General features: G+C 44.1%; 15 protein-coding genes and 1 pseudogene. 7 read left to right on the plus strand and 9 right to left on the minus strand.

What is annotated here, in order from left to right:
- Positions 1–67: 67 nt before the first annotated feature.
- Positions 68–973 (plus strand): endonuclease/exonuclease/phosphatase family protein, encoded by a 906-nt coding sequence (locus OCU46_RS19685; protein ID WP_141269201.1) that lies wholly within the window; start codon positions 68–70, stop codon positions 971–973.
- Positions 974–1,038: 65 nt separating this feature from the next.
- Here OCU46_RS19685 and OCU46_RS19690 read toward each other — a convergent pair whose 3' ends face one another.
- From OCU46_RS19690 to OCU46_RS19700, 3 genes are read right to left on the minus strand one after another with little or no spacing between them, the layout of a single operon-like run.
- Complete coding sequence (locus tag OCU46_RS19690) at positions 1,039–1,458, minus strand: YeeE/YedE family protein (RefSeq protein WP_141269199.1); 420 nt, start codon at positions 1,456–1,458, stop codon at positions 1,039–1,041.
- A 4-nt stretch (positions 1,459–1,462) separates the two neighbouring features.
- Positions 1,463–1,885: a YeeE/YedE family protein gene (locus OCU46_RS19695; RefSeq protein ID WP_141269197.1), complete on the minus strand. Its 423-nt coding sequence runs from the start codon at positions 1,883–1,885 to the stop codon at positions 1,463–1,465.
- Positions 1,886–1,900: 15 nt separating this feature from the next.
- Positions 1,901–2,230, minus strand: a complete 330-nt coding sequence (locus OCU46_RS19700; protein ID WP_371858828.1) for an ArsR/SmtB family transcription factor — start codon at positions 2,228–2,230, stop codon at positions 1,901–1,903.
- Positions 2,231–2,406: 176 nt separating this feature from the next.
- Between OCU46_RS19700 and OCU46_RS19705 the strand changes: the two genes are divergently transcribed.
- Entirely contained in the window at positions 2,407–4,110 is a 1,704-nt protein-coding gene (locus OCU46_RS19705) for an FAD-dependent oxidoreductase (RefSeq protein WP_141269195.1), read from the plus strand.
- A gap of 476 nt (positions 4,111–4,586) precedes the next feature.
- Complete coding sequence (locus OCU46_RS19710) at positions 4,587–7,358, plus strand: glycoside hydrolase family 3 protein (protein ID WP_141269193.1); 2,772 nt, start codon at positions 4,587–4,589, stop codon at positions 7,356–7,358.
- Positions 7,359–7,427: 69 nt separating this feature from the next.
- On the opposite strand, the gene OCU46_RS19715 is transcribed toward OCU46_RS19710, so the two are convergent.
- Together OCU46_RS19715 and OCU46_RS19720 are read right to left on the minus strand one after the other, a co-directional pair.
- A complete protein-coding gene (locus OCU46_RS19715; RefSeq protein ID WP_141269191.1) occupies positions 7,428–7,811 on the minus strand; it encodes a thiol-disulfide oxidoreductase DCC family protein in 384 nt (127 codons plus the stop codon).
- Between the two features lie 69 nt (positions 7,812–7,880).
- Entirely contained in the window at positions 7,881–8,972 is a 1,092-nt protein-coding gene (locus tag OCU46_RS19720; RefSeq protein ID WP_141269337.1) for a ketoacyl-ACP synthase III, read from the minus strand.
- Between the two features lie 156 nt (positions 8,973–9,128).
- On the opposite strand from OCU46_RS19720, the gene OCU46_RS19725 reads away from it, so the two are divergent.
- Both OCU46_RS19725 and OCU46_RS19730 read left to right on the plus strand, forming a co-directional pair.
- Positions 9,129–9,317, plus strand: coding sequence for a DUF2986 domain-containing protein (locus OCU46_RS19725; protein ID WP_141269189.1), 189 nt, complete (start codon positions 9,129–9,131; stop codon positions 9,315–9,317).
- Between the two features lie 97 nt (positions 9,318–9,414).
- Positions 9,415–10,083, plus strand: a complete 669-nt coding sequence (locus OCU46_RS19730) for a YoaK family protein (protein ID WP_141269187.1) — start codon at positions 9,415–9,417, stop codon at positions 10,081–10,083.
- Positions 10,084–10,148: 65 nt separating this feature from the next.
- Here the strand turns inward: OCU46_RS19730 and katG are convergent, their stop codons facing one another.
- The 4 genes from katG to OCU46_RS19750 form a co-directional block, all read right to left on the minus strand.
- Positions 10,149–12,311, minus strand: coding sequence for a catalase/peroxidase HPI (katG, locus tag OCU46_RS19735; protein WP_141269185.1), 2,163 nt, complete (start codon positions 12,309–12,311; stop codon positions 10,149–10,151).
- Between the two features lie 191 nt (positions 12,312–12,502).
- Positions 12,503–12,994, minus strand: coding sequence for a LabA-like NYN domain-containing protein (locus OCU46_RS19740; protein WP_141269183.1), 492 nt, complete (start codon positions 12,992–12,994; stop codon positions 12,503–12,505).
- A gap of 64 nt (positions 12,995–13,058) precedes the next feature.
- Positions 13,059–13,742 carry an HAD-IA family hydrolase gene (locus OCU46_RS19745; RefSeq protein WP_141269181.1) on the minus strand — a complete coding sequence of 228 codons (684 nt, stop codon included), beginning with the start codon at positions 13,740–13,742 and terminating at the stop codon, positions 13,059–13,061.
- 114 nt (positions 13,743–13,856) lie between these two features.
- A complete protein-coding gene (locus OCU46_RS19750; protein ID WP_141269179.1) occupies positions 13,857–14,411 on the minus strand; it encodes a hypothetical protein in 555 nt (184 codons plus the stop codon).
- A gap of 151 nt (positions 14,412–14,562) precedes the next feature.
- On the opposite strand from OCU46_RS19750, the pseudogene OCU46_RS19755 reads away from it, so the two are divergent.
- Both OCU46_RS19755 and OCU46_RS19760 read left to right on the plus strand, forming a co-directional pair.
- A pseudogene (locus tag OCU46_RS19755) lies at positions 14,563–15,036 on the plus strand (CreA family protein); the annotation flags it as partial.
- Positions 15,037–15,233: 197 nt separating this feature from the next.
- On the plus strand, positions 15,234–16,538 hold the full coding sequence (locus OCU46_RS19760; RefSeq protein WP_141269177.1) for an inosine/guanosine kinase: 1,305 nt from the start codon (positions 15,234–15,236) through the stop codon (positions 16,536–16,538).
- Positions 16,539–16,576: the final 38 nt, after the last annotated feature.

Below are 16,576 nucleotides of genomic sequence, written 5' to 3' on the forward strand. Positions count from 1 at the left end.
TTTCAGAATAACTTGCAATTTTTGAAGTGCCTTTGGAATGGGCAATGGAAAGGAATAACGGATTTAGATGATAAAAAAACTAAAAAAATCACTTGCATTTGCATGGGCAATATTGCTGTTTGTCGTGTTGCCAAGCGTTGCATATGCAACCCCTATAAACCTCACAACATGGAACATCGCCTGGTTGTCTACGCAGAGTTATCCACAATACTCTGAAAGTGACAGAAGCCTCGATGACTTTTCACGCTTGTCTCGCTACTTTCATAAAACCGATGCAGACATTCTTGCTTTTCAAGAAGTTGATAGTGCTAAAGCTATCAAGCAAGTTGTAGGGGAAGATTACCAGATTATTTTATCTGATCGTGCGCTTGCTAAAAATGCTCATCGACAGTTTAACGATATCAACCAATACACTGGGTTTGCTATACGCAATACAGTTCAAGTTCATAACCACCCAGATATAGATTTAAACACGACTCACAATGGTAAGCTTCGTTTTGCTAGCTATATCGAGATTAAAAGAAGTGCTAACAAACCAAATGTGCATGTACTTTCTGTCCATCTTAAAGCCGGCTGTCAGGGAGCCAAACGCAACAATCGGTCGTGTAAGCTCCTAGAGCAGCAAGGAGCAAAGCTCAATCAGTGGATTAAACAAAGACAAAGTAACGGAGATTCTTTTATCATCATGGGTGACTTCAACCATAACCTTGCATACAGGGGCGATTGGTTATGGGAGATACTGACACACGGTACAAACAGTGCAGCCCTCGCATCTGCATACACCAATGCTAAGTGTGTAGTTCGTTCCAATAAGAACCCTAGGCAAACGCATAAATTCCGTAACCTTATTGATCATGTCGTTGTAAGTTCGGATTTGGCATTCTCTCAGCCAACTCAAGGCATTTTCTCAAAAAACGATGTCATTAATTATCAGCTAAGTGATCACTGTCCCGTGTCGTTCTCCATTAAATAGTTATTATAAAAACGCCCTCAATCGAGGGCGCTTTTATCTATCGATACCAATAGAAAATTAATGATTCAATTAGAAGTGCGAGTAACGCGTCCGCCAATGTAGAAACCAGCAAGCATTGCAACTAAAAATAACCAGGCTTGAAAATTACCAGCACCTAGTGATGAAACAACGGGCCCAGGGCAAATACCAACTAAACCCCAGCCGATACCGAACAATCCTGCACCTATTAGCAAACGTCTATCGATAAGTTGATTTTTCGATACTGAAAATGTCTCAGCGGATATGGGTTTTGGTTGCTTTTTTATCACCAAAAAGTAAACCGGCAGGAAGACACCTAATCCGCCGCCCATTACGAATGCAAGACTAGGATCCCAGTTGCCTGCGACATCTAAGAATCCAATTACCTTTACCGGATCGACCATTCCTGAAACCGCCATACCCAGACCAAACAGGATACCCGCAACAATCGAGATAAACTTGAACATGCCTCTACCCCACTAAATGCAAACGAACAAACACAGTAATACCGGAAACCAGCATGAATACACACGTTGCGATGATTGAGCGCTTAGATAACCGACCAATTCCGCAGATGCCATGACCTGATGTGCATCCATTACCCACTTTAGTGCCTATACCGACAAACAACCCGCCGAGTAGTAACAGCAGTACGTTAGTGTCGTACTGCGTAGGAATGTACGCGCCAAATGCATTAGCGCCCAAAACGCCACCAGCTATCATGCCAATGACAAACAACCAGCGCCAGCCTCTATCTCCTGACTCATTCTTCATAAGACCAGAGACAATGCCGCTAATACCGGCAATCTTGCCGTTAAAGAGCAGTAATAACGATGCAGAAACGCCTAAAAGCATTCCCCCAAATAACGAGGACCAAGGAATTGTAAACTCCATAATCTTCTCCCTCAATTAACAGTAAATTTGATATAACGACTGAATTAGTTGCTCTACTTGCTTGTTTTTAAGCGAATAAAACACCTTTTGCGATTCTTTTCTTACTTGCACAAGTTCGTTGTCTCTCAACACCTTTAGATGCTGAGACAATGCCGATTGATTGAGTAGAGAGCCTTTCTGGAGTTCTGATACCCCTCTTTCGCCCTCAATAAGTTGGCACACAACCATCAAACGTTCAGCATGGGACAATACCTTCAAAACAGACGCTACATTATCCGCTTTGGCTTTTATCTCATGAAGATCTGATTCATTTGACGGCACATTGCTTTGGTTAATTTCTATCAAGCTTCATACCTATCAATCATTCATTCATATGACTGCAGATAGTTTAAATTACTTTATTTATTAGTCAATACTAAATTAGCACTTGCAAATTTAGATGCGATAATATTAGAATTTACTTATTGAAGTGGTAAAGTAATCACAGCCAACAAATTGAATACATATTTGGAGTAACAACAATGACTAAGATCCTAATCGTAGGCGGTGTTGCTGGTGGCGCATCTGCTGCTGCGAGAGCACGTCGATTAAGCGAAGATGCAGAAATCATCATGTTTGAACGAGGCGAATTTGTTTCTTTTGCCAACTGTGGACTTCCTTATCACATCGGTGGCGACATCACCGACCGAAGCAAGCTTCTATTGCAAACTCCAGAAAGTTTCCTAGCTCGATTTAACGTTGATGTACGAGTGATGAACGAAGTTGTTGCTATTCAGCGTCAAGAAAAAACCGTCACCGTAAAGAATTTGCTTGATGGCACCGAGTACATAGAAAGTTATGATTTCTTGCTCCTAAGCCCTGGCGCCGGCCCTATTGTTCCCCCTATCGAAGGACTGAATAATCCGTTAACCCACTCTTTGCGAAATATTCCTGATATGGACCGCATCATCAATACCCTAAAGATGAACAAAGCAGAGCATGCAACCGTTGTTGGCGGTGGTTTTATAGGTCTGGAGATGATGGAAGCCTTTCATCAACTCGGCATCAAAACCACGCTGATAGAAATGGCAGATCAAGTCATGACGCCCGTAGATCGTGAAATGGCAGGCTTTGTACATACAGAAATTTTAGACAAAGGCATTGACCTAAAGCTAGGCGTTGCACTTCAGTCTGTTGAGCACATACCTAATCAACATATTGCAAACACAGAAGCAGGTGAAGCTGAGCACCACCAACATCTACAAGGTTCGTTGAAACTAAAACTTAACAGTGGTGAAGAGCTCGCAACAGACATTCTCATTATGGCGATTGGCGTTAAACCTGAAACCAGACTCGCTGAACAAGCGAGACTTAAGATCGGCCAGCTAGGTGGTATCCATACCAATGAATCGATGCAAACTAGTGACCCTTATATTTATGCTGTAGGTGACGCAATAGAAGAGACAGATTTTGTTACGGGCAACCAAACACTGGTACCTCTAGCGGGCCCTGCCAATAGGCAAGGCAGAATGGCTGCGGACAATATGTTGGGTAGACAAGAAACCTATCAAGGAACACAAGGCACAGCAATTTGTAAAGTTTTTGACCTAGCCATCGCTTCTACAGGTAAAAATGAGAAGCAGCTTTTACGTGAGGGAATCAATTACGAAAAAGTGTATGTACATACCGCTAGCCACGCAAGTTACTACCCAGGAGCTGAGATTGTCTCCTTCAAAATGCTATTTGATCCTACGACAGGAAAGATCTTAGGTGCGCAAGCGACCGGTAAAGACGGCGTTGATAAACGAATTGATGTGATGGCTGTTGCTCAACGTGCGGGCATGACAGTTGACCAACTTCAACATCTTGAACTGACTTATGCTCCCCCTTACGGAAGTGCTAAAGACGTCATCAACCAAGCCGCATTTGTTGCCAACAACATAGTTAAGGGTGATTCGACTCCAATTCACTTTGATCAGGTCGATAACCTATCGGATGATCAAGTCTTACTCGATGTTAGAAATCCAGCAGAGCGAAAAGATGGCAACCACATACAAGGTGATATCAATATTCCAGTAGATCAGCTTCGCCATAGAATGCATGAATTGCCAAAAGACAAAGAGATCGTGGTTTACTGCCAAGTTGGTTTACGCGGCAACGTTGCCTATCGCCAACTGGTTAACAATGGGTTCAAAGCCAGAAACCTGATTGGAGGGTTCAAAACCTATACGACAGCAAACGCGTAGTCATCTTTGACGACAGCCAAACGCTAACGTTTGTTTCTCTACGTTCGTTTCTCTAGGATCCAAAGCGCTTCATCTTGTGACAATACGAGTAGAAGCGCTTTTCAATGCTGCTTTTAAGCTTCTTTGATTGCCAATTTATTCATCGCTCCAATAAACACCCCTTTTCTCATGGTTTTATTCGTTGATGAGTTAAGAATAAATTCCACTTTTATCTGAGTAATTACGAGAGCAAGATCCCCTTATCAGTACGCATAATGAGAATGATTTCACACTATTGATATTTCTTACGCACAAGCTCAGTTTTGTTATTTACACTGCCAACAAATCAACAAAACCTTCCAGATAATTCATCATGGGGGGAAATATTAACGTGGAACATTTTCTTTTCATGCAAAAAGAAAGCGCTTTCTTTCTAGGTTGCACCAATTCAAAGTGTTCTAAAATTTGGCCCATTAATAGGTTTATCGGATAACTTTATGCAAACAGAACAAATACGCATTGCACAGAAAAACTTAGTTCCAGTCAGTCGTCAGGCTGCTGGTGAAGGCATTGTATTACTAGAGAATCGTCAAAATACGCTTCCCCTATCCTCGGAAGATACCGTTTCTCTATTTGGTCGTTGTCAGATTGACACCTATAGAAGTGGCACAGGTTCCGGTGGCGCCGTAAACGTACCTTACGCAGTAAACGCGTTAGAAGGCTTACGTACAAATAAAAGCGTTACCATCAATGAAGAACTGGTCACTGTTTACCAAGACTGGATTGCAGAAAACCCATTTGACGATGGCGGCGGCGGTTGGGCAGCAGAACCGTGGTTCCAACATGAAATGCCTCTGTCAGACGACATTGTTAAGGCTGCAGCAGCTAAATCAAACAAAGCCGTAGTCTTTATCGGCCGTACCGCTGGTGAAGACCAAGACAACGCAAACGAAGCAGGAAGCTATAAGCTAACTGACCTTGAACTTGCCATGGTAAACAAGGTTAATGCGTTCTTTGATAACGTGATCATTGTAATGAACGTTACCAACATTATGGACATGTCTTGGTTAGAAACCGTTGATCACAAAGATTCAATCACTGCAGTTCTGTATAGCTGGGCTGCAGGTATGGAAGGTGGACACGCACTTGCTGACGTATTATCGGGCGACATCTCTCCAAGCGGGCGCCTAACCAATACTATCGCCTACAAATTATCAGACTACCCTTCTGATGCTAATTTCGGCAGCAAGGTATGTAACCAATATCAAGAAGACATCTATGTAGGTTACCGCTACTTTGAAACCTTCAACAAAGAAGCTGTTCAATATCCGTTTGGTCATGGCCTTTCTTACACTAGCTTTGAGCGTGAGTGCACCTCTTTCAAAGTTGAAGGTGAAGGCATCGAGCAAATCTTAACGTTTGACGTTAAGGTCACCAACACGGGCTCACAACACAAAGCTAAGGAAGTCATTCAGCTTTATGTCGAAGCGCCTCAAGGTAAGCTAGGCAAACCTGCTCGCGTACTAGCTGGTTTTGGTAAAACTTGCGAGTTGGATGCTGGAGAAAGTGACACTGTGACCATCTCGGTTGCATTGAGCGCACTGGCTTCATTTGATGACAATGGTATTTCAGGCAATGCTCACGCATACGTACTTGAAGCTGGCACATACCAGTTCTACCTAGGTGAAAGTGTCCGTCAAGCAACACCTATTGATGCGAAAGTTGAGCTAACAGAACTGTTAGTTGTTGAGCAACTTGAAGAAGCGATGGCGGCGATCCAAGAGTTTGATCGCCTTAAGCCTGGTGCACTCGCGGGCAACGGTCTTTACGAGAAAGCCTATGAAGGCGTGCCACAACGTACTGTGTCTCTAGCTGAACGCATTGAAGCAAACATGCCTACCACCTATGAAATTACGGGTGACAAAGGCATACGCTTAGCTGATGTTAAAGAAGGCCGAGTAACTCTAGAAGAGTTCATTGCACAGCTTAGCCTTGAGCAGCTAGCAACTATCGTGCGCGGCGAAGGTATGTGTAGCCCTAAGGTAACTCCGGGAACAGCGGCTGCATTTGGCGGCGTAAGCGATAGCTTGTTTGAATTGGGTATCCCAACGGCAGCTGCTGCAGATGGTCCTTCTGGTATCCGTATGGATAGCGGACATAAAGCCTCTCAGGTTCCAATCGGTACTTTGCTAGCTTGTACATGGAATACACCTCTTAACCATGAACTGTTTAAGCTTGTGGGCGAAGAGATGCAAGCAAACCTTATCGACACCCTGCTTGGCCCTGGCATCAACATTCATCGCCATCCGCTCAATGGCCGTAATTTTGAGTACTTCTCAGAAGATCCGTTCATGACGGGTATCATGGCAGCTGCGCAAACTCGTGGTCTTAAGGTTGCTGGTGTTTCAGGTACTATCAAGCACTTTGCAGCAAACGACCAGGAAACAGCGCGCGTAGATTCAGACAGCGCAATGTCTCAGCGTGCACTGCGTGAAATCCACCTTAAGCCATTTGAAATGGCAGTTAAGCTTGGTGATGCAACCACTATCATGACGTCTTATAACCCAATCAATGGTCACTGGGCAGCGTCAAACTACGACCTAAATACTACCATCCTCCGCGGCGAGTGGGGTTACAGTGGTATTGTTATGACCGATTGGTGGGCGAAGATGAATGACTGTGTTCTTGCAGGAGAAGAGTCTAAAACCTTTACTTCGTTCATGGTTCGAGCTCAAAACGATCTATACATGGTTGTTGAGAACGACACAGCTGAAACAAATGGTATGGGTGACAATACTATTCAAGCGGTAGAAGACGGTACTCTGACCATAGGTGAGTTGCAGCGTAGCGCGATGAACATTTGTCGCTTCATTATGGATGCGCCGGTGATGTCTCGTCCGCTTAAGAAGTACGAGCCTATCAAGCCGTTTGCTCCACAAGCACAGATCAGTGAAGGTGCAATTTCTGTTGAACAGCCAATTGAGCTAAACACAGCTGAAAACGTGACCAAGATTATCAAGATCGAAACTGCAGGTGAATATCACTGTTCAGCAGTCGCGCATTACGATAGAAATTCATTGGCTCAGTCATCTTGTAGCATGCACTTAAATGGCTTGTTCAGCATGTCGTTCCCTGTGAATGGTACAGATGGCAAGAGTGTAGACGTTGACGGTTTGACCGTTAAGCTTGAAGCAGGAACTTATGAAGTTCACATTAACTTTGTTAAACGTGGACTGATGCTTGAAACGCTAAGCTTCACAAAACTATAACTGACAGCGTAAGCTGACAGTTATCAGAAGATAAAGGCCGAGCGCTCCCCCGTGTGTCTCGGTCTTATTCTATCTAAGCCTGCAGCTTTCACAGCGAGAAGAACCGGTCAGCAAGCGGGATATTGAATAGCGGTTTTTGGCAAACCATAGATAGACTTTGTCACACAAAGGACGCAAGAGTCTCCAACGCGTAGGCGCGTACAACCATCCCTTTCCTACTCTACTCCACGCCTGATAGGTTACATCCAAACCAAGTAACAGTTTGCCTTCTTCATTCAATGCATGCAGCATTACAGACGCTTGTTTGGCATCTATATAGGGATAATCGGTGAAGTGTTGATCGTGTATATCGACCAACAGTAGTTGATTTGACTTGTCGTGTTTTTTAAGAGACGTCATTTCCTTAACGCACAATGGACACGTACCATCGTAGAACAGCGTAAATTGACCCATATTTTCCTCTACCACCAGTGAGCAACAATACTCTTCATACGCAATAGCTAAAAATATAGGTCATAGAAACTAACCGCGAGTTGGGTTGTTCTTGCAATGTTCTATAGCCTGCTCAAGAAGCTCTAGAGCGGTTTTATCACTTGCTGGCAACGCAGCTTCACTTTCTCTTATTGGCGTGACACGCTGACCCCAACGAATTCTACCTGCTCCCCAAGTAAGTCCAGCACCGAAGGCAGCCGTTAAGATCTCAGCCCCTGGCTTGATTGCGCCCTGCTCTGCCGCCTCGCAGATAGCAATAGGCACAGTTGCAGCCGATGTATTGCCGTAGTTTTGGATATTAATAAAGGCTTTTTCTTGTTCAATACCCGCCAAATCACAAAGCGTTTGAATAATTCGAACATTCGCTTGGTGAGGAATCACAAGATCAATCTTCGAGGTGGGTAATTGAGCTTCCGTCAAAACGTGTTGAGCAGCACTTCCCATGCCTTTTACTGCTCGTTTAAATATTTCACGCCCTACAAAGTTAAACTCAAAATAACCATTGTCGGTGGCAAACCTTTCCATTGAGGTACCAAAGCTTGGTACTGCTAGAATGTCTCTCCCCTCAGAGTCACAGCCTAACTTACTTTGCAGTAAACCGACTTCTTGCTCTGTTTCGGAAAGCACCACGGCACCAGCACCATCACCAAATAGCACGGCCGTATCACGTTGAGTCCAGTCGATGAAAAAACTGAGTCGTTCTGCACCAATGACCAATACATGCTTGTAGGCACCAGCTTGAATCATACGTGTTGCAGTTTCTAGACCGTATACAAATCCAGTACAGGCAGCATTTAAGTCAAACGCAGCGGCTTGGAAGGCTCTGAGATTGTTTTGTACCTTTGATGCGATGTTAGGGATTAAGGTATCAGGTGAGCATGTCGCGACAATGATAAGATCAAGGTCGCTTGCTTGAATACCCGCGCAATCAATCGCTTGCTGAGCAGCAACTGTCGCAAGATCTGAGGTTTGTACATGACTGATTCGTCTTGCTGATATACCCGTTCGTGGCTTGATCCACTCATCTGAGGTATCAAGAAACGTACTAAGATCATCGTTAGTCAATACGGTTGGTGGAAGACACTTTCCCCAACCAGAGATTTCTGCAAACTTGTTCGCCATACACCCTGCTTTGTTACAAATCATTATTGGTCCAATGAGTATACTTCATTCAAAGGGCACAAATAACGGTTAGCTATAGTTAATTCCCCGCTTTACATCACCAAAATCGATAGAATGTGATAGTCTTAGCCCCGTTAAGCTAAGCAAGGTTAAAAAATGAACCGCAAGAAGAAAATCAATCAGATCCTTAAGAAGAAAATTAAGAAGCAAAACTCTAAGCTTCATAGCTCTAATAAGCCAAAGTACATTTCAAAGGCAGAGCGTGCAAAGATGGAACTTGAAGCGGAGCAAGCAGAAGTTTCTATCGAGCAAGAGCTAAAAGACCAAGAGTCTTCAGCAAGCTAGAACCCTCTCACAAATCGGTTTTGACTCTTGAAGTGTTGGCGATTGTCCAGCACTTCCCTTTGTCGTTTTCCAAAGATATTTAACCAGGAATTAGATTGTGATTTCTCGATTACCAAAATGGGTGGAAGTGGGTGCTTTCATTCTGGCGTTGGTAGCAGGCTTTGTTAATTCAATTGGCTTACTAGGCTTTGAGCACCAGTCTGTTTCACACTTGTCTGGAACGGCAACACTGCTCGGTATTAGCTTTATCAATAGCTCTTTTAGTCATGTACTAAATTTGTTAGCTGTGTTGCTTTCGTTTATGTTCGGCTCATCAATCGCTGGATACTTGCTTCATGGCTCTACGTTGAAGCTAGGAAGGCATTATGACTCGGTACTTTTTATAGAGTCTCTGTTCTTGTTTATCGCACTTGGGCTTCTTTCATCTGACAACTTCTCTGGATTGTACTTTGCTTCAGCGGCCTGTGGATTGCAAAACGCTATGGCGACTACCTACAGCGGTGCCATAGTTAGAACCACTCACGTTACTGGTATTTTTACCGACTTGGGGATAATGCTAGGTAAGCTGTTTAGAGGGGAACCGCTGGATAAACGAAAAGCAAAACTGTTTATCTACATAATATTGGGCTTTATATCTGGCGGAACAGCAGGTGTGCTGTTGTACGCGAAGTATCAATTTATGTCTCTATTAGTTCCTGCTACCGCCTGTTTTGTTATTGCGGTTATTTATAAGTTTTATTCAAGGCAACACAAGCCTTTAGCCTAAAAGAAATTAAAGCCCCATAGCGGTTTCACTATGAGGCTTTGTTTCTTGGTTGTACTAGGTCTAGCTTATAGTAGGTCGAACCTGTCCGCATTCATGACTTTGACCCAAGCCGCTACGAAATCTTCTACAAACCTCTCTTTACTGTCGTCTTGCGCGTACACCTCAGCATAAGATCTCAGTACGGAGTTAGAGCCAAACACTAAATCAACTCGTGTTGCTGTCCACTTAGTATCGCCACTACTTCTATCACGAAGCTCATAGAGCCCATCTTGTCTCGGTTTCCAAACATAGTTCATGTCAGTGAGATTGACAAAAAAGTCGTTACTTAACGCGCCCACATTGTCAGTGAATACGCCGTGAGAACTGTTCGCATAGTTTGTACCAATAACGCGCAGGCCGCCCACTAATACTGTCATTTCAGGAGCCGTTAGACCCATTAGCTGGGCTCTATCAAGCAATAGCTCTTCTGATGTCACAACATACTCTTGTTTTTGCCAGTTTCTGAAACCATCGGCAACAGGCTCAAGCACTGCAAAAGACTCTGTATCAGTCATCTCACTACTCGCATCACCACGACCCGGTGTAAATGGCACCTTGATGTCGAAACCCGCAGATTTTGCTGCTTGTTCAACGCCTACATTACCCGCGATAACGATAGTATCGGCTATACTGACACCGGAGTCACTGGCGATTTTCTCAAGTTCAGCCAATACCTTAGCAAGCTTACTAGGCTCATTGCCTTGCCAATCCTTTTGTGGTGCTAAACGAATTCGAGCGCCATTTGCTCCACCTCGTTTATCTGAGCCTCTAAAGGTTCTTGCGCTGTCCCAGGCTGTGGTCACTAATTCAGAGACACTTAACCCACTCTCTAAGATCTTCGATTTTACAGACTCCACATCATAGTCAGTCGAACCACTTGGGATGGGATCTTGCCAAATCAAATCGTCGGATGGGACATCCGGGCCTAAATAACAACTCTTAGGCCCCATATCTCTATGCGTTAGCTTAAACCAAGCTCGCGCGAATACCTCATTGAAGTACTCTGGATCCTTATGAAAACGCTCTGAAATTTTTCGATACTCTGGATCGATTTTCAGTGCCATATCTGCATCGGTCATCATCGGGTTGTAGCGAATAGTGTCATCTTCAACATCGACTGGTTTATCCGCTTCATCAATATTCACAGGCTCCCACTGCCAAGCACCTGCTGGACTCTTCGTCAGCTCCCAGTCATAAGTGAATAACAGGTGGAAATACCCGTTGTCCCACTGAGTCGGATGCGTTGTCCATGCACCCTCAATGCCGCTAGTGACGGTGTCACGACCAACACTGCGAGATTGATGATTCATCCAACCAAGTCCCTGCTCTACCACATCAGCACCTTCAGGGTCTGCACCTATTAGCGAGGCGTCTCCATTACCATGAGCCTTACCCACAGTATGACCACCAGCGGTTAGAGCCACCGTTTCTTCATCATCCATTGCCATTCGTGCAAACGTCACTCGCATATCTTGTGCGGTTTTCAATGGATCGGGATTGCCATCTACCCCCTCTGGATTCACATAGATAAGGCCCATCATTACCGCAGCAAGTGGGTTTTCTAGATCGCGCTCTCCTGAATAACGGCTACTCTCGGCGCCACTTGGCGCAAGCCACTCTTTCTCTGATCCCCAATAAATATCCTTCTCTGGGTGCCAGATGTCTTCTCGACCAAACGCAAAACCATAGGTTTTAAAGCCCATAGATTCATAGGCCATATTACCGGCAAGGATCATTAAATCAGCCCAACTTATTTTATTGCCGTACTTTTGTTTAATCGGCCACAGCAAGCGACGAGCTTTATCAAGGTTGGCATTATCTGGCCAAGAGTTGAGAGGAGCAAAACGCTGATTACCAGTACTCGCACCACCGCGCCCATCAGCGATTCGATAGGTACCTGCCGAGTGCCAAGCCATGCGAATCATCAGACCGCCATAGTGTCCCCAATCTGACGGCCACCAATCCTGACTTGTAGTCATTAGAGCCTTCACGTCATTTTTTAAAGCGGTTACATCGAGGGACTTGAGTTGCTCTCGGTAGCTAAAGTCTTGACCAAGAGGGTTGGTTTTGGAATCGTGTTGATGAAGAATATCGAGATTAAGAGCCTTGGGCCACCACTGCTTCTCTGACCTTTGCTGAGAAGTAACCGCTCCATGCATTACGGGACATTTACCTTGTTTACCTGTCATACCTAACTCCTTGATTTTACGTTTTATAATGGCAATAGGAATTAGATTGACGGCTTAGGTCTTTCCACCTTTAAAACATCAACACTAGGTTCTATTGCGCTTTGATATAAAGGTAGGATCAAACCCAAAAATATACTAATACTTAAGGGCTATATATTTGATAGGTAAAAACAATGACGTTATGATCTGGGTTATCGTAGCAAGGAATCTTGTATGGCAATGAATTCTTGAGCTGACTCTTTTAAAGCGTTTGCGGTCAGTTGAGGCACACCCAACACAACAACATGGCAGTTGTAACGTTCTGCCACATGCCTAACTAACAATTCAAAGTCTCCGTCACCAGAGAGCAGAATTATAGTATCCACCTCAGACGCTTTTTCCATGATATCAATGGTAATCCCCACATCCCAATCGCCTTTAGCACTGCCGTCCGAGCGTTGAATGTAAGGTTTCAGCTTAACCTCAAAGCCTATGCCTCGGAGGATATGATGAAACTGTCGCTGTTTTGGATCATGACTTGCTATTGCATAGGCTTGAGCTGAAGCGATATCGCCATATTCCATCGCCAATGCCCAAAAGGCGTTGTAATCAAAATTACGACGATACGCATCTCGAGTTGTGTAATAGATGTTTTGTACATCGGCGAAAATAGCAACGCGGCTTTTAGACATGGCTTGATTCATATTTAGTCGTTATCTCAATAGATTAAGTCGAAGAGTATACGTGACTTGTGGCCGTTGCCTAAGCCTAAATATGATATTCGAGAGGAGGAACATCCGCGCAATATTGCAGAACCTCACTAAGGTCACTGATACTCATCGCCCCCTCTGCGCTCCATTTCGGAGATAAAGGATTAGGCCGGTAATGAAGGGTAGTAATGTTCGCTGCGACACCTGCGCGAATACCTTGCAATGTATCATCGACAAACAAGCACTCTTTAGCACGAAATCCCATTCGCATTGCTGCATACTGGATTAGGTCCGGTTCGGGCTTCCAGCTATTTGCGTCAAAAGCACTGAACATCGCACCTTTGAAATAATCAGATAAACCACTGATTTCAAGAGTGTATTCTAACTTACTACGAGGGCCATTTGACACAACACAAACTTCGATACCATGTTGTTTTAGGGTATCCAACACTTTTACTGCATTCTTGCACGGCCTAAGTTGGTCTTGAAATAAGATCCGAGTCTTTTCCCTATACAGAGGCTCAAGTTCGTCTATATCGACTTTAACGCCAAGACGTTGGCTGGTTTCCACTAGAATATCCGCAAGCTTTCCGCCATTAAAATGGCTAAGCGCTTCATCCATACTAAGCTGTGCGCCATAGCTATTGAAGACACTGACTAACGCCTGACAACATAACTTCTCGCTATCAACCAACGTACCTTCGCAGTCAAATATCACACACTTCATTAATTTGCTTTCCATAGCATCTGCTTGATTATATTTATGTTTATAACCAAGAACTGCTAGCAATGGGAAAGCAGTACTACTTACTGTTAACTATGCCCTTGTTTGTTTGTGATTTAACGACTTAGATCACTAAACGTAGTCAAATACTTGTACGAATAATTGGCAGTTTTGTTCGGCTTGATTTATTTCTGTGGCAAAAAGGTTCAAGATCGAACGGATCTCTAGGTCTTTTGATAGGCTATTTTTCAGTAACAGGTCAGACACTAATAAAGTATCCGACGTATTTGATACGATGCATACTCCAACAACCTCAGAACCTTCAAACCCTATACATAATGAGTGAGGCCCCTGGTCATCAAGAATAATCTGAGCTAAAAACTCCTGTAAATACTCTCTTGACGCATCAGGTATATCGCTATGCGTTGCCATAAAGTGCGCAAACAGAACAGTGAGTTTATGAAAATCAGCTCTTAGCCACTCAGTATTATTCGCCACTGGGGTAGATTCTGAAGATGGGCATTCTAGCGAAGCAATCTTGCTAAATTTCTCAATGAGGTCCAGATAGCACGCCTTACCTAAGACACTTTCTCTCGTTGGGTAAGCCACCTCTATCTGAGACAAAAGCCATTGGGTCTTCTGCTGCTGTAAATGCTCAACATTGGGGGTAGGCGCTAGGTTACTCATAGTCATGCTCAATTTTTGATTTTGTATAAGGATACACACGGATCTATGTATGAACAATTCTTTATCAAACAATCGCTTATTTAAACAAGATTGCCTGTATGTGTTAGACTCTACTCTATTCAATACGCTGTAAATTCTCTTGGAAATCGCAATGAAGAAAATCGCCCTATTGGTTCCACTCCTAGCCCTGACTCTTTCAGGGTGTGGCAAAAATGAAGTCGGTGATGTATCACTTGGTTTTTTTACACTTAAAGATATAAAAATATCGAATTTGGATGACGAGAAAGTTCCAGGGGTAACGTGTCATATTGCCTCAGTTGAAGCAAATCTGAGCTTATCTGACCCTAGTGATAGCTCTATCTCGTGTCGTCAAACTGGCGATATTACACCTGAAATGATCGCCACAATCGACAAAAGTAAATCTGGCGAAGTGGTGTTTAAGCAATCGAAAAGTGTTTTCTTCAAAACGATGAAAGTCAGACGCATTTATGACGCTGAAAACCAGACCCTACTCTACTTGTCTTATACAACTAAAGAGACGGATGGCAGTTTCAAGCATAGCCTGTCTACAGTCCCGCTATGGGGTACATTGGCGTATCAGTCTGCTGACGGCGTTCCAGTTAACTTGCCAGCATCCGATTCATCAGCATCTGATGACGTAACAAAGCCTCAAACTGTAGGCGATGCTGCTTCGAAAAACAGTGAAGTTGTTTTTTAAATCGTCAGTTAGGGTTTAAGTGCCTAGAAATTAAGCGCCCTCACTCATATGCAGAGTAAACCCTGTGGTATACTCTGCTCATCTTCCTTTTACATTACCCCATTATGAAGTTTCCTGGTCAAAGAAAGTCTAAACACTACTTCCCAACCCATTCTCGCGACCCATTGGTCAATCAGATCCGCCAAACACCAAAGCTATCAAGGCCAACGGTTGTCGGCGTGGGACAAACCATTGTTGATATTGAAGCTCGAGTCGATGATGAATTCTTGACAAAATATTCTTTGAGTAAGGGACACTCATTAGTTGTAGAACAGGAAGTTGCAGACGAACTCTACCAAGAGCTTGTTGAAAAAGGCTTGATCACCCACGAACATCCTGGTGATACCATTGGCAACACCTTACACAACTACTCTGTCCTAGCCGACAGCAAGTCAGTGTTACTGGGCGTGATGTCTAAAAATATCGATGTAGGTAGCTATGCTTATCGTTACCTCTGCCGTACCTCATCGCGCGTTAACCTGAATCATCTTCAGCGTGTTGACGGCCCTATTGGTCGTTGCTACACATTGATCACCGATGACGGCGAACGTACCTTTGCTATCAACGAAGGTCACATGAATCAGCTGCTTCCTGAAAGTGTGCCTGAAAACGTATTCGAGAAAGCCAGTGCCCTAGTGGTCTCTTCTTATCTAATGCGCGGTAAACCAGAAGACCCAATGCCTAAAGCAGTGCAACGAGCGGTCGAGTTAGCAAAAGAAAACAATGTACCTGTAGTGCTTACTCTAGGCACCAAATACGTTATCGAAGGTAACGAAGATTGGTGGCAAAATTTCATCAAGGCCAACGTGACTATTGTCGCGATGAACGAAGAAGAAGGTGAAGCACTTACCGGTGAAAAAGACCCACTTTTGGCTGCTGACAAAGCACTAGAGTGGGTAGACCTAGTACTTTGTACTGCTGGTCCTGTCGGTCTATACATGGCCGGTTATACCGAGAACGATAAAAAGCGCGAGACAGAGTTCGCCTTGCTACCTGGCAATATTCCAGAGTTCAACAAGTATGAATACAGCCGTGTGATGCGCTTTACCGACTGTAAGGACCCTATCCGCGTCTACTCTCATATTGCGCCTTACCTAGGTGGGCCTCTTGAGATCAAAAACACTAATGGTGCGGGTGACGGAGCATTATCAGCTCTGCTTCATGATATTGCTGCCAATGGTTACCACAAGAAAAATGTTCCAGCGTCTGAAAAACACAGCGCGACGTTCCTCACATATTCATCGCTTTCTCAAATTTGTAAATATGCAAACCGAGTAAGCTACGAACTCCTGACTCAGCACTCTCCTCGCTTGTCGCGCTCTCTTCCAGAACGTGAAGATAGCCTTGAAGAAGCCTACTGGGACAGATAGCATAAAGTTCAGAGGGTGATGCATAACCATCACCCTTC

This window comes from Vibrio comitans, assembly GCA_024346835.1.
GTDB classification, from domain to species: Bacteria; Pseudomonadota; Gammaproteobacteria; order Enterobacterales; family Vibrionaceae; genus Vibrio; species Vibrio comitans.